The organism is Streptomyces sp. NPDC057963 (assembly GCF_042887155.1).
Classification (GTDB): domain Bacteria; phylum Actinomycetota; class Actinomycetes; order Streptomycetales; family Streptomycetaceae; genus Streptomyces.
The window spans coordinates 40,847-58,396 of sequence record NZ_JBHVPX010000012.1 but is presented as its reverse complement, the minus strand read 5'-3'; the positions used below and the strand labels follow the sequence as shown (position 1 = coordinate 58,396).

Below are 17,550 nucleotides of genomic sequence, written 5' to 3'. Positions count from 1 at the left end.
GCCGTACCCGAGCGACTTGTCCGTCGGTGCCTGGGGTTCGGAATCGTTCCGCCCAGCGGGGGCTGTACCAGCCGGTGCTGTGCGGGCTGGTTGCCGCTGCCTTGTACCTCCAGTCCTCCGCCGCTTCGAACGTCGTGGTGAACGCTGCGACTCGGGAGCCGGTGCCATCCACGAGATCCGCCCGCTGCCGGCTGTCCGCGGTTTCGCCGTCCCCGACCGGCCCGGCATCCCCCTGCGCACCCCGGCAGCTGTGGTCCGGGGCCGACCGGCCCGGCAGATTGCACGACCAGACCACGATGCGCATCGAAGGCATCGTCGAACAGCTGTGTCTGCATCCGCAGGTCAAGGCGAAGGTCGACGAGGGATACCGGGGCCTGGCCAACGACTTCCCCAACCAGGTCCAGGCACCGCCACGCAAGCCGAAGGACAAAGTGCCGCTGGGCGAGAACTGCGCCTGGCGCGAAGCGCGCCGACGGCGGTCCTCCGCGCGGATCTGCGTGGAGCACACCATCGGCGAGGAGAAGAAGGGGCGGCCGCTCCAGCGATACCCCGGCCGACGCGAGTCCCACGCCGCCATCGCCGGACTGGTCTCCGACCGCGCGGCCCGCAGGCCCACCCGGCGGCACACGAGCACCGAACCCGTGCTCGCCCGGAAGGCCGCCTGCTGATCATCCACCGGCCGACCCGCCAGGCCGGCGCGCCCAGACTTCAATCGCGTACCGAGTCGTAAGCGGGTGTACGTCCACCCGAGCCCCGAGGACCTCCGCGTCGCCTCGGACCACCTCACCTCTCTACTCGGTTTCAGTGAGGGCGAAGCAGCCTGATGATCAAGACGTCTAGAGAGATTACGAGATTTCCGCCCTCGGCGAACAGCCAAAACGGCCTCTGACCTGGGACTTTTAGTGGATCACCAGGATCATGCTCCATCATAACCTTCTGTACGTCCTGTACATTTTTTACAGAGGCTTGCGCAGACCCCGCTTGCGCAAAAGCCGTACAGATCCCGGAGGAAAGGCACCGTCCATGCTGTTCCACCCCGCCGCCCGCTACGTGCTGCCCGAGTTCACCGAGCGCACGAGCAACGGGACCCGCACCCTCGACCCGTACTCCAAGCTGCTCGCCGAACGGATCGTCTTCCTCGGTACGCCGGTCGACGACACCGCGGCCAACGATCTGATCGCCCAGTTCATGTATCTGGAACACGCCGCCCCGGACCGGCCCATCGCCCTCTACATCAACTCCCCCGGCGGCTCGTTCGGGGCCATGTCCGCGATCTACGACACGATGGAGTACCTCACCTGCGAGGTGGAGACCTACTGCCTCGGCCAGGCGGGTTCCTGCGCGTCGGTGCTGCTCGCGGCGGGCGCTCCCGGCAGGCGGCACGCACTGCCCAGCGCCCGGGTCATCGTGCAGCAGCCCGCACTCACCGAGCCGGTGCAGGGCCAGCCGTCCGATCTGGCGATCGAGGCCCGGGAATGGGAACGGGTCCGCGAGATGCTCATCACACTGCTGACCCGTCATACCGGCCGCGACGCCGAGCAAATCGCCACCGACATCGAGCGCGATCTCATCCTCGATGCCCCGGGCGCCAAGGCCTACGGCCTGGTGGACCACATCACGGAGAACCGGAAGTCGTCGCTCCCGCCGCACGGCACGCGGTGAACGCCCGATGCAGCCGCCAGAGTTGCCGCCGCTCCCCGCACTGACACGCGCCGAGGGGGAGTTCATCGACCGCTATCTCGAAGTCCTCGACCAACTGGGCCGCATCAACCCGGCCCACGGCAGCGACACCTACAGCGCCCTGCGGGCCGCACAGGCACTGGCCTCACGGGCCGGCGCACTGCGGGACGCCCTCGTGTTGATGCACGAGCGCGGCGAGGCGCGGATCCACGCCGCCACCCTGGCGCGGGCGCTGCGGGTACTGGACGGGGAACGGCGGGCCGGACGCGTCACCGTACCCCCCGCACCGGCAAGTTGATCAGCCGGTTCTTCACCGGGCCCCGGCACCGCCCGCCCAACTCCCCCCACCCCGCCCGAGGGGTCAGCCAACTCCCCTTCGCGACACGCCCGGTGGCCACGTCGGAATTCCTCGCTCTTTCGGCGTAGAGAGTCCCCCTCACGAGCGATATCTCAACTTGCGTTTTTCGGATGAGCAGTGGACGGAATCCTTGATTCCGCCCTGGTGCGGGACCGGTCCGAGTGACCGCCAGGGCTCCCCGAAAGCGTCGGCTCCACCCGAACGGATCAGTCGTGAGGAGCCTCACAAATCGCTGTTTCCCCTCGGAAATCCGGCAGTCGGTGAGTCAAGATCCCTGGGACGACAAGCCCCCGCCACCGCGGCGGGGCGGTCCGGGCGGACGCCGAGTCCTGCCGCCGCCCGGATGACTGGTCGACAGAAGTGGATCGGCAGGAGTGGAGGACCCGAGCACAACGGGTCGACCGGATCAACGGTCGGCCCTCGGGGTGAAGCCGCCGAGCGCGGCCGGGCAACTTCGCCAGCCCGAACCCGACAGGTCATCCTTCACAGGCGGCTGACGAAGGGTTGCGCATGACTGCGCAGGTTCATGTCCCGTCTCTGCTCGCCCGGGCCGGCACGGCCTCGGTTCTGACTCTGGCCGCCGTCGGCGGCACCATGCTCGCCCCCGGCGCCGCTCCGGAAGCCCAGGCAGCGACTCTCTCGGTGAAGGCGCTCAAGGTCGCCGCTTCCAAAAAGGGTTCGCCGTACGGCTGGGGGGCCACCGGCCCCAACCGCTTCGACTGCTCGGGCCTGACGTCCTATGCGTTCAAGAAGGCGGGCAAGAAGCTCCCCCGCACGGCCCAGCAGCAGTACAACAGGACCCGCCACATCTCGGCCTCGCACAGGCAACGCGGCGATCTGGTCTTCTTCCACTCCGGCCGCAGCGTCTACCACGTCGGGATCTACGCCGGTCACAACAAGATCTGGCACTCGCCGAGGACCGGCGCGGTGGTCCGGCTGGAGAAGATCTGGACGAAGCGCGTCTACTACGGGCGGGTCCGCCGGACGAGCCCGGCCTCCGGCGCCGGTCCGCCCTTCTCGGCGCAGCGGAACCTCGGCACGGAGGGGCCTCAGTGCACCAGGGGACCCGACACCAGCACCAGCCCCAACGCGGTGAGCGCCGCGCCGCTGCCGCCCTCGATGGCGCGGGCGGCACGCGGCCGGCGCAGCCACCGGCCCATCCGGTCCACCAGAAGCGCCACGGCGGGGAACCAGACCAGGGCGAGCAGCACGACGATCACCGCGAGCAGCAAGGTCCTCGGGAGCGGCGGCTGCCCGTCGGGAACGAACTGGGGCAACAGGCTCAGGAAGAGCACCGGCGCCTTGGGATTGAGGGCATTGGTGAGGAACCCCTGACGCAGCGCGCGTAGGGATCCCCGGCCGGCCGGTTCGTCCGCGGTCCCCTCCGTGTCCGTGGTGGTGCGGCGCCGTATCGCGTACAGGGCGCTGATGCCCAGGTAGAGGACATAGGCCCCGCCGAGCAGCTGGACGGTGCGGAACAGGACGGGCACCGCCACGAGCACCGCGGCGAGCCCGGCGACGGCAAGCGCGGTGTGCACGAGGAGTCCCCCGGCAACGCCCAGCGCGGTCGCCACCCCCGCCGACCGGGAGGCGAGCGCGTTGCGTACGACGACGGTGAAGTCCGCGCCCGGCAGCGCGACCATGCCCGCGGCGACCCCGGTGAAGGCGATCAGTTGTGCGTCCATGGGTCCACCCTGGACCAACGGAGCCTTTAGCGTGTACTTGCAATCTTCTGGGTCTGCCAAAAGGAACGCTTCATGTACGACCCGACAAGGCTCGCGGCGCTGGTGGCGGTCGCCGAGGCCGGATCGATCACCCGGGCCGCCGCCCGCCTCGGCTACACCGCGCCCGCCCTCTCCCAGCAGCTCGCCAAGCTGGAGCGGGAGGCGGGCGCCGCGCTGCTGGTGCGCCACCACCGGGGGGCGCGCCTCACCGCGGCGGGAGAGCTGCTGGCCGGGCGCGCCCGGCGGATCCTCGACGAGATGGACCGGGCCCGTCACGAGCTGGCCCGGCTGTCCGGGCTCTCCGGCGGGCGCCTCCGGGTCGGTACCTTCACCACCGCGGGCATCCATCTGCTGCCGCCGGTCCTGAGCGCCTTCCGCCGCGCCCACCCGGACGTGGAACTGGCGGTCACCGAGTACGAGCCACCGGACGGCGTCGCCGCGGTGGCCGCCGGCGAGGTCGACCTCGCGCTGACCCACGTGTACGAGCCGGCACCCCCGGCCGCCTGGCCCTCCGGCGTCTTCGCCGAGCCGCTGCTGGTCGAGGAACTGGTCCTGATCACGGAGGTGGGGCAGATGCTGGCCGAAGGCACCGGTCGGCTGCCGGTGACGGAGCTCGCGGGACGGCCGCTGATCAGCAGTGCGCCGACACATCCGCCGCGTCGCGGGGTGGAACAGGCGCTGGCCCGGGCGGGGGCGACACCCGCCGTGGTCTGCGAGTCGCCCGGCTACGCGCTGGTCTGCGCGCTGGTCAGCGCGGGCATCGGGATGGCGGTCGTCCCGGAGATGGTCGCCGCAATGTCGCCGACGCCACTGTCCGTACGACGGCTCGAACCCGCCTCGTTCCGGCGGACGATCTCGGTGGTGCACCGCGGTGACCGGGCGAGCGCCGCCGCGGCGACGCTTCAGGCGCTGTTGCGCAGTGGGTTCGGACGGGCGGCGTCGGCCCGGCGACCGGGCGGCGAGGGCGGATGATCACGCGGTCGGGGACGTGCGGCATCCCACCGCCCCGTCCGGCGGCCGGCGCCCCGCCGGGCCGTCGCCCGCGGGCCCGACTCCGCTCGGGCCGTTCGGCCGTCGCCGCGCGGTGGTGGGCGGGATCCTCGCGGGGGCGGATCGCCGCCCGGGGCCCGATCGGCGTCGGCCCCGAGACCGGCCGGTCGCGGGCACCGGACCCGGTTCACCGCGAGCGGAGGAACGTCAGTGTGCGGTCGAGCATCAGCGCGGCAGCCTCGGCGTCGTGGGCCGACAGCGAGCTGTCCACGAACAGGTGCCGGTCACCGGGGTAGAGGAACAATGCGGCATCGGGAGCCTCGTCGACGAGTGCGCGGGCGGCGTCCGCGTCGCCCTCGGTGGTGAAGAGACGGTCCTCCTCCATGGCGTGGATGCGGACCGGGACCTGCGACGGCCACGTTCCGAAGCAGGAACTCGGCACGCACGAGTGGGCGAATACGGCACCGCGGGCGCCGGGCCGCGTCTGGGCCAGCTTCTGCGCCGGCAGCACGCCGAGGGAGAACCCGATGTAGACCAGCTCGGCCGGTGAGTCGGCCACCGCCAGCACGCCGCGAGCGAGTATTTCGTCGACGCCGATCTGTTCCAGATGCGCCAGTCCCGCGTCCAGGGTGTCGAAGGTGCGGCCTTCGTACAGGTCGGGCGTATGCACGGTATGGCCTTCGGTGCGCAATGCGTCGGCAAAGGCCGTCACGCCCGGGGTAAGGCCCTGAGCATGGTGAAACAGCACAACTTCGGTCACTGCGGAACTCCAACAGCCGTCGGGCAGGGATCGATCCGCAAATCTAGCGCGCTGCCCGGGGAGTGCGCTCGGCGAACCTGCCGCAGCCGTCGGCCGACCGCGGAGAACACCGCGGACAAAAGCCGGTCAGTTCTGTACGGGGAGGTTCCACGGGAGCTCGATCCAGACCGTCTTGCCGCCGTCGGCGGTGGGGGTGACGGCGAGTCGGCCGCCGCGTTCCTTGGCCAGACAGCGGACGATCACCAAACCTCGCCCGTTGTCCTGCTGAACGGCGGCAGGCAGTCGCCGCGGCCGGCGCGGGTGACTGTCCGTCACCCCGATCCGCAACTCCTCCTCCCGCTCCAGTTTCAGGTCCACGGTGAAGGTGGGCGACTGCCCGAAGGTGTGCTGGACGGCGTTGGTCACGAGCTCCGAGACGATGAGCCGGATGCTGTCGGCGAACTCGGTACCGGCGGCCAGGCCCCATTCGGTGAGCACCCGGTCCACATATCTGCGGGCCGCCGCGACCGAGACCGGCTCGCTCGGCAGGGTGACGCTTGCTTCTTGGTGGTCTGCCATGGCGAGCCGCCCCTTTCCCACCCGGACCGACCCACGTTCGGTCCGGGTTGCGCTTCGCGCCAGATTGCCACTGATGCTGCCCCCTGTGACGGCGATCCACCAAGATATGCATATATCTGTCGCTCAATGCGGTGAACCTGCCGCACAAGGCCGCATGCGGACGCCACACTGTCCGCTCGGCAGAAGAGGGAGGGAGGCCGCAGATGCACCATGGCCCTGCGGTACGGCGCCGCAAGCTCGGGGAGGAGCTCCGGAGTCTGCGCCATGCGTCGGGACTGACCAGTCGGGACGCCGCGCGGATACTCGGCTGGCACCAGTCGAAGGTCAGCCGGATCGAGACGGGTGTCAGTGGAGTGCGGCCGGCCGATGTGGCACGGCTGCTGGACGTATACGGCGTGGACGATCCGCAACTGCGCACGCTCCTGGAGGCGCTGGCGGGTTCGGCGGGTGGTGGCGGCACCGGATGGTGGCATGCCTATCGCGGTCTGATTCCGCCCCAGTACCGCGACTTCATCAGCCTGGAGTCCCAGGCCCGTACCGCGCGGACCCTGGAGACCTCGGTGGTCCCCGGGCTCCTGCAGACGGCGGACTACGCCCGTGCGGTGACCCGGGCGTCACTCGACGGGCTGCCCGCCCGTCAGCTGGACTCCCTGGTGGAGGTACGGCTCGCCCGGCAGGGGGTGCTGCGGACCGATCCGCCGCTGCGGCTGAGCGCGGTGCTCGACGAAGCGGTGCTGCGACGTCAGGTCGGCGGGTGCCGGGTGATGCACAACCAGCTGCGCCATCTGACTCGGGTGGCTCAACTGCCCCACGTGCAGCTTCAGTTGCTGCCGTTCTCGGTCGGCGGATACACCGGCCTCACCGGCCCTTTCGTTATCTTCTCATTTCCGAACACTTCTGATCTGGACGTGGTAGTTCTCGACCATTTGACGAGTAGCCTCTACCTGGAGCGGAAAGAAGACCTTGAGGCGTACAGCTCGGCCTTCCGCACGATGCAGTCACACGCGCTGTCGCCCCAGCACTCGTTGGAGCTCATCGCCGCGATCGACCGCGACGGTCAGTGACCCCGGACTGCCCGAGAGGGGCGTCATGTCGGATTGCCTCGCACAGCACGAGTTACGGTGGCGGCGCAGCAGCCGCAGCACGGGTATGAACAACTGCGTGGAGGCCGCGCCGTTCGGTGGCGGACGGCTGGCCGTGCGGGACTCCAAGGATGTGTCCAGGCCACCGCTGCGGTTCTCCGTGGCGGCCTGGACATCGTTCGTCTCCGGCCTTCACCGGGGTCCGGTCAGCTGACGGGAGCGGTCCGCCGCACGGTCGCCACCGCGTCGGCGATCTGTTCCTCGGTCAGATCGGCTCGCGCGGTCAGCCGGAGCCTGGAGACGCCGTCCGGCACCGACGGCGGCCGGAAGCACCCCACCGCGACTCCCGCCATACGGCAGTCGGCCGCCCAGCGCACCGCCGCGTCCGCCGAAGGCGCCCGCACCGAGACCACGGCCGCGTCGGGGCGTACGGCGGTCAGACCGGCCGCGGTCAGCCGCTCGTACAGCGCGGTGGCGACCGCGCGGGCCCGGTCGGCGCGTTCCGGCTCACGGCCGAGCAGCCGCAGGCTGCCCAGCGCGGCGCCCGCGGCGGCCGGCGCGAGGCCCGTGTCGAAGATGAACGTACGGGCCGTGTTGACCAGGTGCTCGACGACCCGGGCCGGACCGAGTACCGCTCCGCCCTGGCTGCCCAGGGACTTGGAGAGGGTGAGCGTGGTGACGATGCCGTCGCCGCCCGCGAGACCGGCGGCCGCGAGCGCGCCCCGGCCGCCCTTCCCCAGCACGCCCAGGCCGTGCGCGTCGTCGACGAGCAGCGCGGCGCCCTCCGTCCGGCAGACGTCGGCCAGTTCGGGCAGCGGGGCGGCGTCGCCGTCCACCGAGAAGACCGAGTCGGTGACCGCCAGCGCGCGGCCCTCGTGCGTCCGCAGGGCCTTGCGTACGGCGTCGGGATCGGCATGCGGTACCACGGCGGTCTCGGCCCGGGAGAGCCGGCAGCCGTCCACGATCGAGGCGTGGTTGCCGGCGTCGGAGACGATCAGCGAGCCGCGGCCGGTCAGCGCGGTGAGGGCGGCGAGGTTGGCCGCGTAGCCCGACGACAGGACCAGGGCCGCTTCGAACCCGCAGAAATCGGCCAGCTCGTGTTCGAGTTCGGCGTGCAGTGCGGTGGAGCCGGTGACGAGCCGCGACCCGGTCGCGCCCGCGCCCCACCGGTGCGCGGCCCCGGCGGCGGCGGCGATGACCTCGGGGTGCCGGGTCAGACCCAGATAGTCGTTGCTCGCGAGGTCCAGGAGTGCGGATTCGGCGGGCCGGGGGCGCAGTGCACGGACGAGTCCGGCGTCCGCGCGGCGGCGCGCCTCGTCGTCGATCCAGTCGAACGGGGCGAAGGGCATGAGCGGTCCCTTTTGTAGGCAGCTCACAGACCCTAGCCGGGGGCGCAGCAGGTCATGGTGTGGCAATGCACACACCCCAGACGGGCTCTGTTGTCCGGTTCCTCCTTGGCTACGGGCCGTGCCGTAGGCCAGGATCAACGCCATGGACCTCCTGAACACGCTGGTGGACAAGGGGCTGCGGCGCGAGCTGCCGACCCGTGAAGAAGCACTCGCCGTACTGGCGACCTCGGACGACGATCTGCTCGACGTGGTGGCCGCGGCCGGGAAGGTGCGCCGTCAGTGGTTCGGGCGGCGCGTGAAACTGAACTACCTGGTCAATCTCAAGTCCGGGCTCTGCCCCGAGGACTGCTCGTACTGCTCGCAGCGGCTCGGCTCGAAGGCCGGGATCCTCAAGTACACCTGGCTGAAACCGGATGAGGCGTCGAAGGCCGCCGCGGCCGGGGTGGCGGGTGGCGCCAAGCGGGTGTGCCTGGTGGCGAGCGGTCGCGGTCCGACGGACCGCGATGTCGACCGGGTGTCGGAGACCATCGAGGCGATCAAGGAGCGACACGAAGGCGTGGAGGTGTGCGCCTGTCTGGGTCTGCTCTCCGACGGACAGGCCGACCGGCTGCGTTCGGCGGGCGCCGACGCGTACAACCACAACCTCAACACGTCCGAGGGGACGTACGGGGACATCACCACCACCCACACCTACGCGGACCGAGTGGAGACCGTGCAGCAGGCGCAGGCCGCCGGGCTCTCGGCGTGCTCCGGGCTGATCGCCGGGATGGGCGAGAGCGACGCCGATCTGGTCGATGTCGTCTTCTCGCTGCGGGAGCTGGACCCCGACTCGGTGCCGGTGAACTTCCTGATCCCGTTCGAGGGAACCCCGCTGGCCAAGGAGTGGAACCTCACCCCGCAGCGGTGCCTGCGCATTCTGGCCATGGTCCGGTTCGTCTGCCCGGATGTGGAGGTCCGGCTCGCGGGCGGACGCGAGGTGCATCTGCGCTCCATGCAGCCGCTCGCCCTGCACCTGGTCAATTCGATCTTCCTGGGCGACTACCTGACCAGTGAGGGACAGGCGGGGCAGGCTGATCTGGACATGATCGCGGACGCCGGTTTCGAGGTGGAGGGAGCGGGGACGACGACGCTGCCCGCGCACCGTGCGGCGGCGGGTGGCGGCTGCGGTTCGCACGACGGCGGGTGCGCGCCGTGCGGCGACGCGCCCAGGGACGCCGTGGCCGAACCCGGCGAGGTCCCGGCAGCACGCACGGATCTGGTCGCGGTGCGCCGTCGCGGCGCGGGCACGGATCTCGCCCCCAATGCCTGAGGCCCTCGCCCCGGCCGAGCTGCGGGCCCTGGACCGGGCCCACGTCTGGCATCCCTACGGCCCGATGCCTGGGCGTCAGGAGCCGCTGGTCGTGGAGTCCGCGTCCGGGGTGCGGCTCCGGCTCGCCGAACCGGCCCACGGACACCACGAGCTGGTCGACGGCATGTCGTCGTGGTGGTCGGCGGTGCACGGCTACAACCACCCGGTGCTCAACGAGGCGGCACGCGGCCAGCTGGACCGGATGAGTCATGTGATGTTCGGCGGGCTCACCCATGAGCCCGCCGTGCGGCTGGCCGCCCGGCTGGTCGAGATCACCCCGGAGCCGCTGCGGCACGTCTTCCTCGCCGACTCGGGTTCGGTGTCGGTCGAGGTCGCGGTGAAGATGTGCCTGCAGTACTGGCGCTCGGCCGGGCGGCCGGCCAAGCAGCGGCTGCTGACCTGGCGCGGCGGCTACCACGGGGACACCTGGCAGCCCATGTCGGTGTGCGACCCCGAGGGCGGCATGCACGAGCTGTGGTCGGGCGTACTGCCCCAACAGATCTTCGCGGACGAGCCACCGGCCGGTTTCGACGCGGAGCCGGACGCCGCGTACGCACGCCACCTGCGGGAACTGATCGCGGAGCACGCCGAGCGGCTGGCCGCGGTGATCGTGGAGCCGGTGGTGCAGGGTGCGGGCGGGATGCGGTTCCACTCCCCCGCCTATCTGCGGGTGCTGCGCGAGGCGTGCGACGCGCACGACGTGCTGCTGGTGTTCGACGAGATCGCCACGGGGTTCGGCCGTACGGGGAAGCTGTTCGCCGCCGGGCACACGGGGGTCTCGCCCGATGTCATGTGCGTGGGCAAGGCGCTGACCGGCGGCTATCTGACGATGGCGGCGACGCTGTGCACGTCGCGGGTGGCGGAGGGCATCTCGCGCGGCGAGGTGCCGGTGCTGGCACACGGACCGACGTTCATGGGCAATCCGCTCGCCTCCGCCGTGGCCTGCGCCTCCATCGACCTGCTGCTCGGGCAGGACTGGGAGCAGGAGGTCCGGCGCATCGGTACGGGGCTGCGGAAGGGCCTCGCCCCGGCGACGGAGCTGCCCGGGGTGCGGGATGTGCGGGTGCTGGGCGCGATCGGCGTCGTACAGCTCGATCACGAGGTGGACATGACGGCCGCGACCCAGGCGGCGGTACGGGAAGGCGTGTGGCTGCGGCCGTTCCGCGATCTCGTCTACACGATGCCGCCCTATGTGACCGATGACGACGATGTGGCGCGGATCTGCCGCGCCGTCTGCGCGGCAGCGCGGGAGGGCTGAGATGACGGTTCTGATGGTGTCGGGCACGGGCACGGAGATCGGCAAGACGGTGGTGACCGCGGCCGTGGCGGCGGCGTACCGGGATCGCCGCGTCGCGGTGCTCAAGCCCGCGCAGACAGGGCTGGCCCCCGGCGAGCACGGGGATGCCGCCGAGGTCGTACGGCTGGCGGGCGGCCATGTGACCGCGGTCGAACTGGCCCGGTTCCCCGAGCCGTTGGCTCCGGCCACGGCCGCCCGCAGGGCCGGTCTTCCGCCGGTACGCCCGTACGAGATCGCCGAGGCGGCCGAGAAGCTGGCAGCCGAACACGATCTGGTGCTGGTCGAGGGTGCGGGCGGACTGCTCGTGCGGTTCGACGACGAGGGCGCGACCCTCGCCGACGCGGCCCGGCTGCTGGCCGCACCGGTTCTGGTCGTGACGCAGGCGGGACTGGGCACGCTCAATGTCACCGCGCTGACCTCGGAGGCCCTGCGGGCCCGGGGGCTGGAGTGCCTCGGTGTGGTGGTGGGCAGCATGCCCGCCGAGCCGGACCTCGCGGCGCGGTGCAATCTGTCGGACCTTCCGGTGGCGGCGGGTGCCCCGCTGCTGGGTGCGGTGCCGGCCGGCGCGGGGGCGCTCGGGCCGGCCGACTTCCGCGCGCGGGCCGGGAGTTGGCTGGCGGCGGAACTGGGCGGGAACCGGCCCCCGGACAAGCGGCCGAGCCGTGCGTGACGGGGGAGAATCGAAAGTGCCGTACCTTGCGGGTCGAGCACCGTGTCGAGGAGGTCCGCCATGCGTCTTCGCAGCACGAGAATCCCGGAGGACACGGTGCACCACCCGGTCTTCGCCAGGTTCTATGCCCGGATGAGCGTGGCCGCGGAGACCGGGGCGGGACTGGCCGCGGTGCGCGCGGAGCTGTTGTCCGGGCTGTCCGGCCGGATCATCGACATCGGCGCCGGCAACGGCCTGAACTTCGCGCACTACCCGCCCGAGGTATCGGAGGTGGTGGCGATCGAACCCGAGCGCACCCTGCGGCAGTTGGCGGTGCGGTCGGCGCTGCGGGCCGGAATTCCGGTGGATGTGGTGCCGGGCACGGCGGAGGCCCTGCCGGTGAAGAGCGAGGCGTTCGACGGGGCGGTCACCTCGCTGGTGCTGTGCACCGTACGGAGCGCGGAGCGATCACTCACGGAGATCATGCGCGTGTTGCGGCCGGGCGGTGAGCTGCGGTTCTTCGAGCATGTGCGGGCCGACGACCGGGCCATGGCAACCACCCAGCGGGTACTGGACCGTACGGTCTGGCCGCTGCTGGCGGGCGGGTGCCACACGGCGCGCGACACCCTGGCCGCCATCGAGAGGGCCGGGTTGACGGTCGAGGCCTATCGCCGGGTCAGGATGCCGGACCGGGGCGTACGGCTGCCCACGTCCGACTGTGTGCTGGGCGTGGCGCGGCGGCCGACCGCGGTGGGCTGACGCGTCGGCCCACCACCGCGCACCGGAGGCGCTCCCGTGCCGAAGGCGTCCCGCGCTCCAGGGGCCTCGGAGACGCCCTCGGGACCGCGGGCGTCCCGCGCACCGAGGACCGGGGAGACGTCGCCCGAACCGAAGACATCCCGCGCACCGAGGGCGTCGGAGATGTCCCATACATCGGAGGCGTCCCGCGCACCCGGAGACGTCACAGGCTCCACTGGCGCAGTTCGTCGGCGACGGCCCGGACGTCCGCCTTGCCCTCCTTCACCAGCCGGGCGAGGTCGCGCACCTGCTCGGGCGAGGTGATGACCTTCAGCCCTGAGGCGACGAGATAGCCGTAGGCGACAGCGGAGGAGAACATCGCGTTGGAGTGTTCGAGCGCGGGGACATGGAGCAGCAGTTGCAGGAGGGCCGCGGCCCTGGAATGCGGGTCGCTGTAGACAGGGCTGCCGAAGATCTCGGCCTCATGACGGGCCACCGCGGCCACGAGCGCACCCCAGTCGACGACCTGCGGATCGCCGGGGGTCTTGTGCTCGGCCACCATGAGCAGCCAGGAAAGGTCGATCTGGAGGTTCAACGCGTGCCTTTGCGCTCCGGGCCGAACTCCTCGGCGAACACCGACTCGTACTGCTTCATGAAGTCGGCCGCAGCTTCGACAAAGGTATGTCCGACCTCTCCCGCATCCTGCTTCACGAGTTCCTCTATGTAGCGGTTCACGCTCATCCCCCTCTGCAGCGCGCGCTGTCGCGCGGCCTCGGCGGTAGCCTCGTCCACTCTCACGTTCAGCTGAGTCTTGGGCACACCAACACGCTAGCGCGGGTGTGCTAGCACCGGCAAGAGGGGGCTCGTGGCGCCCCGTACACCGGTCGGTCCGCGCCTTACCGGCCGCCGGTGACCACATGGCGGAATCCGTTCGACGCTCCCGAGGTCCCGGTGGTGGGATCCCCCGCATGAACGATCTCGATGCGGACATGTCCGGCCTCGTCGTACGGACCGCGGCACCGGCCGACCTCGACGCCGTCCTCGCCTTCTGGAAGGTGGCGGCCGAGGGAACCAGCATCAGCGACGACCGGGACGGGGTCGAGCGGCTCGTCGCCCGTGATCCGCAGGCACTGCTCCTCGCCGAGTCCGACGGCGTACTCGCCGGAACGGTGATCGCCGGTTTCGACGGCTGGCGGTGCCACCTGTACCGGCTCGCGGTCCATCCCGACCGGCGGCGCCGAGGCGTCGGCAGCGCACTCCTCGCCGCCGCGGAGGAACGATTCGTGCGGCTGGGCGGGCGACGGGGCGACGCGATGGTGCTCGACCGCAATCACGCGGCGCAGCACACCTGGCGCGCCGCGGGCTATGGGCCCGAGCCGCAGTGGAGCCGTTGGGTGAAACCCCTCGCGGAGTGAGTGCGAGACCGGCCGGAAGAGCAGACGTCTTTGCCGATCCTTTACGATGGTTAACTCCTGACCGATCCTTCCGAAAGGTGTGAGCGTCCGCCCATGGGCGAGCCTCCCAGTAGTCAACAGCTCCGACATCGAGCGATCCTCCCGTCCCTGCCCGATCATGGGACGGAGGTGAACCGATGACCGAAGTGCTTCTGCTGCTCGTGGCAGTGCTGCTCTCGCTCGCCTGCGGGGCCTTCGTCGCGGCCGAATTCTCTCTGACGACCGTCGAGCGCGGGCAGCTCGAACGGGCCGTGGAGCGGGGTGAGCGCGGCGCGGCGAGCGCCATGAAGGCCGTACGCAGCCTCACCTTCCAGCTCTCCGGCGCACAGCTCGGCATCACCGTCACCAACCTGGTGGTCGGCATGCTCTCCGAACCGTCCATCGCGAAGCTGATCCGCGGTCCGGTGGAGGCCGTGGGCCTGTCACCGAGCGTGGCGTCCTCGGTGGCCCTGGTCCTGGGAACCGCCCTGTCCACCGTGTTCCTGATGGTCGTCGGCGAGCTCGTCCCGAAGAACTGGGCCATCTCGTCCCCGCTCGCCATGGCGAAGGTAGTGGCGACCCCGCAGCGGGCCTTCACCGCCGTGTTCCGGCCGTTCATCAGCCACCTCAACAACACCGCGAACCGGATCGTGCGCCGTTTCGGCCTGGAGCCCGCCGAGGAGCTGGCCTCCGCGCGCAGCCCGCAGGAGCTGGTGGCGCTGGCCCGGCACTCGGCGAAGGCGGGTGCGCTGGAGGCGGACACCGCGGAACTGTTCGTCCGCACGCTCAACCTGGCGGAACTCACGGCGGAGAACGTCATGACACCGCGGGTGCAGGTCACCGCGCTGGAGGTGCAGGCGACCGCCGAGGACGTGGCGAACGCCACCCGGGCGACCGGCCTGTCCCGCTTCCCCGTCTACCGGGGCAGCCTCGACACCGTCGTCGGTGTAGCGCACATCAAGGACGTGCTGGCCGTCCCGGCCGAGCAGCGGCCCCGTACACGCGTCTCGGAGATGCTGCGCGAGCCCCTGCTCGTACCGGAGACCCTCACCGTGGACCGGCTCCTGGACCGGCTGTCCGGGAAGCTCGCCATGGCCGTCGTCATCGACGAGTACGGCGGCACGGCCGGGGTTGTGACTCTGGAGGACATCGTCGAGGAGGTGGTCGGCGAGGTGCGCGACGAGCACGACCCGCACGAGACGACGGATCTGGCGCCGGCCGGCGAGGACGCCGACGGGCGGACCCTGTGGTCGGCCGACGGCGCCGCCCGCATCGACCAGCTGAAGAGGATCGGACTGCGGGTGCCGGACGGACCGTACGAGACGCTCGCCGGACTCGTCGCCACCGAGGTCGGCCGCATACCCGCCGTGGGTGATTCGTTCGAGCTGGCCGGCTGGCGGGTCGATGTGGTGGACGCCTCCGGGCGCCGTGCCGCGCGGGCCCTGCTGCATGCGCCGCTGCACGACGACTGCGACGAGCTGACGGAGGACGCACGATGATCGCCGTCCAGCTCTTCATCGGAGCGATGACCCTGGTCGTCAACGCCTTCTTCGTCGGCGCGGAGTTCGCGTTGATCTCCGTACGCCGCAGCCAGATCGAGCCCGAGGCCGAGGCCGGGAACCGGCGGGCGCGGAGCGTCGTCTGGGGCCTCGAACACGTATCGGCGCTGCTCGCGGCGGCGCAGCTGGGCATCACCCTCTGCACCCTGGTCCTCGGCATCGTCGCCGAACCGGCCATCGCGCACCTGCTGGAGCCCGCCTTCGACGCGGTGGGGGTGCCGCAGGGACTGATCCACCCGATCTCGTTCGTGATCGCGCTGTCCCTGGCGACGTACCTGCACATGCTGCTGGGCGAAATGGTGCCCAAGAACATCGCCCTCGCCGAGCCGGTACGGGCGGCTCTGCTGCTCGGGCCGCCGCTGGTGACCCTCGCCAGGACGTTGCGCCCGGTGATCTTCACGATCAACACCTTCGCCAACACGCTGCTGAAACTCCTGCGGGTCGAGACGAAGGACGAGGTGTCCGCCACGTTCTCCGACGACGAACTGGCCCGGCTGGTGAAGGACGCCGGGGACGCGGGGCTGGTCGACGGCCGCGCCGCCCAGCGGCTGCACCACGCCCTTGAGCTGGGCCGACGCCCGGTGCGGGATGTGGTGATGCCGGTGGAGCGGGTGGTGTACGCCAGGATCGGAACGACGCCGGAGCAATTGGAACAGCTCTCCTACGAGACCGGTTTCTCGCGCTTTCCGGTGATGGACAGCGAAGAGCGGATCCTCGGCTATCTCCATGTGAAGGACGCCCTGGACGCCGCACCGCGCGATGTGCCGTTCCCCGTCACGGCGATGCGGCCGATCGCCCGGGTGCGGGCCGCCACGCCGCTCGACGACGTACTGACCGCACTGCGGCGCAGCCGTACGCACCTGGCGGCGGTGCTGGACGAGGACGACCGACTGGCCGGCATGGTCACGATGGAGGACGTGCTGCGGGAACTGGTGGGCCGGCCGCAGCCGCGCTGATCGATGAGCGGGGCCGCCGGGGGCGCGGCGGACGGTGACGGTCCAGCCGCAGGCTTGCCTGACAGGCTTCGGGGGCGCGGCGCGGCGACCGGCCGCGCCCCCTTTCACGAAAGGACCCCCTCCTGCGAGGGGTCCGCCGCTCCCGGACTTCACCGGAAGGGGGCGGCCCCCACCGCGATACGATCGCATCGCCATGGAAATGAATGCCTCCTACACCAGCCTTGTCGCGGTCGGCGACTCGTTCACCGAGGGCATGTCGGACCTCCTGTCCGACGGCTCGTACCGGGGCTGGGCCGATGTCCTCGCCGGACGGCTCGCGGTCCGTACGCCGGGGTTCCGCTACGCGAATCTCGCTGTACGGGGCAAGCTGATCGGCCAGATCGTCGACGAACAGGTCGACGTGGCGGCCGCCATGCGGCCGGATGTCATCACGCTCGTCGGCGGTCTCAACGACACGCTGCGGCCCAAGTGCGACATGGGCATGGTCCGGGGACGGCTCGAAGAGGCCGTGGAGCGTCTCGCTCCGTCGTGCAGACAGCTTGTGCTCATGCGCAGCCCCGGCCGCAACGGCCCGGTGATGGAACGCTTCCGCCCGCGGATGGAGGAGTTGTTCTCCCTGGTCGACGAGTTGGCTGCCCGCCACGGTGCGCTGGTCGTCGATCTTTACGGAGCGCCGGCCCTGGGCGATCCCCGGCTGTGGGACGTCGACCGGCTCCATCTGACGGCCGACGGGCACCACAGGGTTGCCGAGGCGGTCTGGCAGACGCTGGGGCTGCCGCAGGAGAGCGACTGGCGCACGCCGCTCCCGACCGCCGTGCCCCCGAGGTGGGCGATACGACGTGTCGACGACCTCCGCTTCGCCCGCCGCCATCTGATGCCGTGGATCGGCCGCCGTCTGACCGGCCGCTCGTCCGGAGACGGGCGGACGGGCGCCCAGTACAGCGCGGAACTGAGAAGGGCGTTCTGGGTCACCCCCGAGGATGCCCGCGACCCCGGCCCGGTGGCCACGTGGCGCCGGGTGGACGCGCCTCCACTCTCGTAGCGACCCGCAGACCGGACCACGGCGCCG

20 protein-coding genes, 1 pseudogene and 1 riboswitch are annotated in these 17,550 nt (G+C 71.0%); of the genes and pseudogenes, 15 read left to right on the top strand and 6 right to left on the bottom strand.

The genetic code is table 11. The features are described 5' to 3' along the window. Positions 1-296 precede the first annotated feature (296 nt). From ACFVT1_RS26430 to ACFVT1_RS26415, 4 genes and pseudogenes are all read left to right on the top strand, one after another. A complete protein-coding gene (locus tag ACFVT1_RS26430; protein ID WP_389799826.1) occupies positions 297-668 on the top strand; it encodes a hypothetical protein in 372 nt (123 codons plus the stop codon). Between the two features lie 358 nt (positions 669-1,026). Further along, positions 1,027-1,662: an ATP-dependent Clp protease proteolytic subunit gene (locus tag ACFVT1_RS26425; protein WP_389800167.1), complete on the top strand. Its 636-nt coding sequence runs from the start codon at positions 1,027-1,029 to the stop codon at positions 1,660-1,662. Between the two features lie 7 nt (positions 1,663-1,669). Next, on the top strand, positions 1,670-1,978 hold the full coding sequence (locus ACFVT1_RS26420) for a hypothetical protein (protein ID WP_362210025.1): 309 nt from the start codon (positions 1,670-1,672) through the stop codon (positions 1,976-1,978). A gap of 380 nt (positions 1,979-2,358) precedes the next feature. Further along, positions 2,359-2,545, top strand: a riboswitch (cyclic di-AMP (ydaO/yuaA leader). Positions 2,546-2,548: 3 nt separating this feature from the next. After that, positions 2,549-3,019 (top strand): annotated as a pseudogene (locus ACFVT1_RS26415) (C40 family peptidase); the annotation flags it as partial. Positions 3,020-3,087: 68 nt separating this feature from the next. On the opposite strand, the gene ACFVT1_RS26410 reads toward ACFVT1_RS26415, so the two are convergent. Further along, positions 3,088-3,723, bottom strand: coding sequence for a LysE family translocator (locus ACFVT1_RS26410; protein WP_389799824.1), 636 nt, complete (start codon positions 3,721-3,723; stop codon positions 3,088-3,090). Positions 3,724-3,795: 72 nt separating this feature from the next. Between ACFVT1_RS26410 and ACFVT1_RS26405 the strand changes: the two genes are divergently transcribed. Next, complete coding sequence (locus ACFVT1_RS26405) at positions 3,796-4,734, top strand: LysR family transcriptional regulator (RefSeq protein WP_362210016.1); 939 nt, start codon at positions 3,796-3,798, stop codon at positions 4,732-4,734. 205 nt (positions 4,735-4,939) lie between these two features. On the opposite strand, the gene ACFVT1_RS26400 is transcribed toward ACFVT1_RS26405, so the two are convergent. Next, positions 4,940-5,512 (bottom strand): dienelactone hydrolase family protein, encoded by a 573-nt coding sequence (locus ACFVT1_RS26400; RefSeq protein WP_389799823.1) that lies wholly within the window; start codon positions 5,510-5,512, stop codon positions 4,940-4,942. Between the two features lie 126 nt (positions 5,513-5,638). Continuing rightward, the gene (locus ACFVT1_RS26395; protein ID WP_389799821.1) at positions 5,639-6,070 is read right to left on the bottom strand and encodes an ATP-binding protein; all 432 of its coding nucleotides are present in this window, start codon (positions 6,068-6,070) and stop codon (positions 5,639-5,641) included. Between the two features lie 203 nt (positions 6,071-6,273). On the opposite strand from ACFVT1_RS26395, the gene ACFVT1_RS26390 reads away from it, so the two are divergent. Continuing rightward, entirely contained in the window at positions 6,274-7,134 is an 861-nt protein-coding gene (locus ACFVT1_RS26390) for a helix-turn-helix domain-containing protein (RefSeq protein ID WP_389799818.1), read from the top strand. 25 nt (positions 7,135-7,159) lie between these two features. Beyond that, positions 7,160-7,366 carry a DUF397 domain-containing protein gene (locus tag ACFVT1_RS26385; protein ID WP_389799815.1) on the top strand — a complete coding sequence of 69 codons (207 nt, stop codon included), beginning with the start codon at positions 7,160-7,162 and terminating at the stop codon, positions 7,364-7,366. On the opposite strand, the gene ACFVT1_RS26380 is transcribed toward ACFVT1_RS26385, so the two are convergent. Beyond that, positions 7,359-8,501: an 8-amino-7-oxononanoate synthase gene (locus ACFVT1_RS26380; protein ID WP_389799814.1), complete on the bottom strand. Its 1,143-nt coding sequence runs from the start codon at positions 8,499-8,501 to the stop codon at positions 7,359-7,361. The two genes, ACFVT1_RS26385 and ACFVT1_RS26380, sit on opposite strands and share 8 nt — an antisense overlap. Before the next feature lie 142 nt (positions 8,502-8,643). Here ACFVT1_RS26380 and bioB point away from each other — a divergent pair, with 142 nt between their 5' ends. Genes bioB through ACFVT1_RS26360 form a run of 4 tightly spaced genes read left to right on the top strand, consistent with a single transcriptional unit; the run spans position 8,644 to position 12,554 of the window. After that, a complete protein-coding gene (gene bioB / locus ACFVT1_RS26375) occupies positions 8,644-9,810 on the top strand; it encodes a biotin synthase BioB (RefSeq protein WP_389799812.1) in 1,167 nt (388 codons plus the stop codon). Then, positions 9,803-11,107 carry an adenosylmethionine--8-amino-7-oxononanoate transaminase gene (locus tag ACFVT1_RS26370; protein ID WP_389799810.1) on the top strand — a complete coding sequence of 435 codons (1,305 nt, stop codon included), beginning with the start codon at positions 9,803-9,805 and terminating at the stop codon, positions 11,105-11,107. The genes bioB and ACFVT1_RS26370 overlap by 8 nt, the downstream gene beginning before the upstream one ends. A gap of 1 nt (position 11,108) precedes the next feature. After that, entirely contained in the window at positions 11,109-11,816 is a 708-nt protein-coding gene (gene bioD, locus ACFVT1_RS26365) for a dethiobiotin synthase (RefSeq protein WP_389799807.1), read from the top strand. A 60-nt stretch (positions 11,817-11,876) separates the two neighbouring features. Further along, positions 11,877-12,554 (top strand): class I SAM-dependent methyltransferase, encoded by a 678-nt coding sequence (locus ACFVT1_RS26360; protein ID WP_389799805.1) that lies wholly within the window; start codon positions 11,877-11,879, stop codon positions 12,552-12,554. A gap of 202 nt (positions 12,555-12,756) precedes the next feature. Here the strand turns inward: ACFVT1_RS26360 and ACFVT1_RS26355 are convergent, their stop codons facing one another. Together ACFVT1_RS26355 and ACFVT1_RS26350 are read right to left on the bottom strand one after the other, a co-directional pair. Continuing rightward, positions 12,757-13,128 (bottom strand): fic family toxin-antitoxin system, toxin component, encoded by a 372-nt coding sequence (locus ACFVT1_RS26355; protein WP_389799803.1) that lies wholly within the window; start codon positions 13,126-13,128, stop codon positions 12,757-12,759. Next, a complete protein-coding gene (locus ACFVT1_RS26350; protein ID WP_030921856.1) occupies positions 13,125-13,352 on the bottom strand; it encodes a hypothetical protein in 228 nt (75 codons plus the stop codon). Before ACFVT1_RS26350 ends, ACFVT1_RS26355 begins: the two co-directional genes overlap by 4 nt. 170 nt (positions 13,353-13,522) lie before the next feature. Here ACFVT1_RS26350 and ACFVT1_RS26345 point away from each other — a divergent pair, with 170 nt between their 5' ends. The 4 genes from ACFVT1_RS26345 (at position 13,523) to ACFVT1_RS26330 (ending at position 17,523) form a co-directional block, all read left to right on the top strand. Continuing rightward, the gene (locus ACFVT1_RS26345; protein ID WP_389800165.1) at positions 13,523-13,948 is read left to right on the top strand and encodes a GNAT family N-acetyltransferase; all 426 of its coding nucleotides are present in this window, start codon (positions 13,523-13,525) and stop codon (positions 13,946-13,948) included. A 176-nt stretch (positions 13,949-14,124) separates the two neighbouring features. Beyond that, complete coding sequence (locus ACFVT1_RS26340) at positions 14,125-15,465, top strand: hemolysin family protein (RefSeq protein ID WP_389799801.1); 1,341 nt, start codon at positions 14,125-14,127, stop codon at positions 15,463-15,465. Then, complete coding sequence (locus ACFVT1_RS26335; protein WP_389799799.1) at positions 15,462-16,481, top strand: hemolysin family protein; 1,020 nt, start codon at positions 15,462-15,464, stop codon at positions 16,479-16,481. Before ACFVT1_RS26340 ends, ACFVT1_RS26335 begins: the two co-directional genes overlap by 4 nt. 193 nt (positions 16,482-16,674) lie before the next feature. Then, complete coding sequence (locus tag ACFVT1_RS26330) at positions 16,675-17,523, top strand: SGNH/GDSL hydrolase family protein (protein WP_389799797.1); 849 nt, start codon at positions 16,675-16,677, stop codon at positions 17,521-17,523. Positions 17,524-17,550: the final 27 nt, after the last annotated feature.

Bases quoted from the DNA above. Each gene is read 5' to 3' on its own strand.
- bioD (WP_389799807.1), top strand. From the start codon at position 11,109: ATGACGGTTCTGATGGTGTCGGGCACGGGCACGGAGATCGGCAAGACG.
- ACFVT1_RS26340 (WP_389799801.1), top strand. From the start codon at position 14,125: ATGACCGAAGTGCTTCTGCTGCTCGTGGCAGTGCTGCTCTCGCTCGCC.
- ACFVT1_RS26390 (WP_389799818.1), top strand. From the start codon at position 6,274: ATGCACCATGGCCCTGCGGTACGGCGCCGCAAGCTCGGGGAGGAGCTC.
- ACFVT1_RS26360 (WP_389799805.1), top strand. From the start codon at position 11,877: ATGCGTCTTCGCAGCACGAGAATCCCGGAGGACACGGTGCACCACCCG.
- bioB (WP_389799812.1), top strand. From the start codon at position 8,644: ATGGACCTCCTGAACACGCTGGTGGACAAGGGGCTGCGGCGCGAGCTG.
- ACFVT1_RS26335 (WP_389799799.1), top strand. From the start codon at position 15,462: ATGATCGCCGTCCAGCTCTTCATCGGAGCGATGACCCTGGTCGTCAAC.
- ACFVT1_RS26430 (WP_389799826.1), top strand. From the start codon at position 297: ATGCGCATCGAAGGCATCGTCGAACAGCTGTGTCTGCATCCGCAGGTC.
- ACFVT1_RS26405 (WP_362210016.1), top strand. From the start codon at position 3,796: ATGTACGACCCGACAAGGCTCGCGGCGCTGGTGGCGGTCGCCGAGGCC.
- ACFVT1_RS26330 (WP_389799797.1), top strand. From the start codon at position 16,675: ATGGAAATGAATGCCTCCTACACCAGCCTTGTCGCGGTCGGCGACTCG.
- ACFVT1_RS26395 (WP_389799821.1), bottom strand. From the start codon at position 6,070: ATGGCAGACCACCAAGAAGCAAGCGTCACCCTGCCGAGCGAGCCGGTC.
- ACFVT1_RS26385 (WP_389799815.1), top strand. From the start codon at position 7,160: ATGTCGGATTGCCTCGCACAGCACGAGTTACGGTGGCGGCGCAGCAGC.
- ACFVT1_RS26380 (WP_389799814.1), bottom strand. From the start codon at position 8,501: ATGCCCTTCGCCCCGTTCGACTGGATCGACGACGAGGCGCGCCGCCGC.
- ACFVT1_RS26370 (WP_389799810.1), top strand. From the start codon at position 9,803: ATGCCTGAGGCCCTCGCCCCGGCCGAGCTGCGGGCCCTGGACCGGGCC.
- ACFVT1_RS26410 (WP_389799824.1), bottom strand. From the start codon at position 3,723: ATGGACGCACAACTGATCGCCTTCACCGGGGTCGCCGCGGGCATGGTC.
- ACFVT1_RS26345 (WP_389800165.1), top strand. From the start codon at position 13,523: ATGTCCGGCCTCGTCGTACGGACCGCGGCACCGGCCGACCTCGACGCC.
- ACFVT1_RS26420 (WP_362210025.1), top strand. From the start codon at position 1,670: ATGCAGCCGCCAGAGTTGCCGCCGCTCCCCGCACTGACACGCGCCGAG.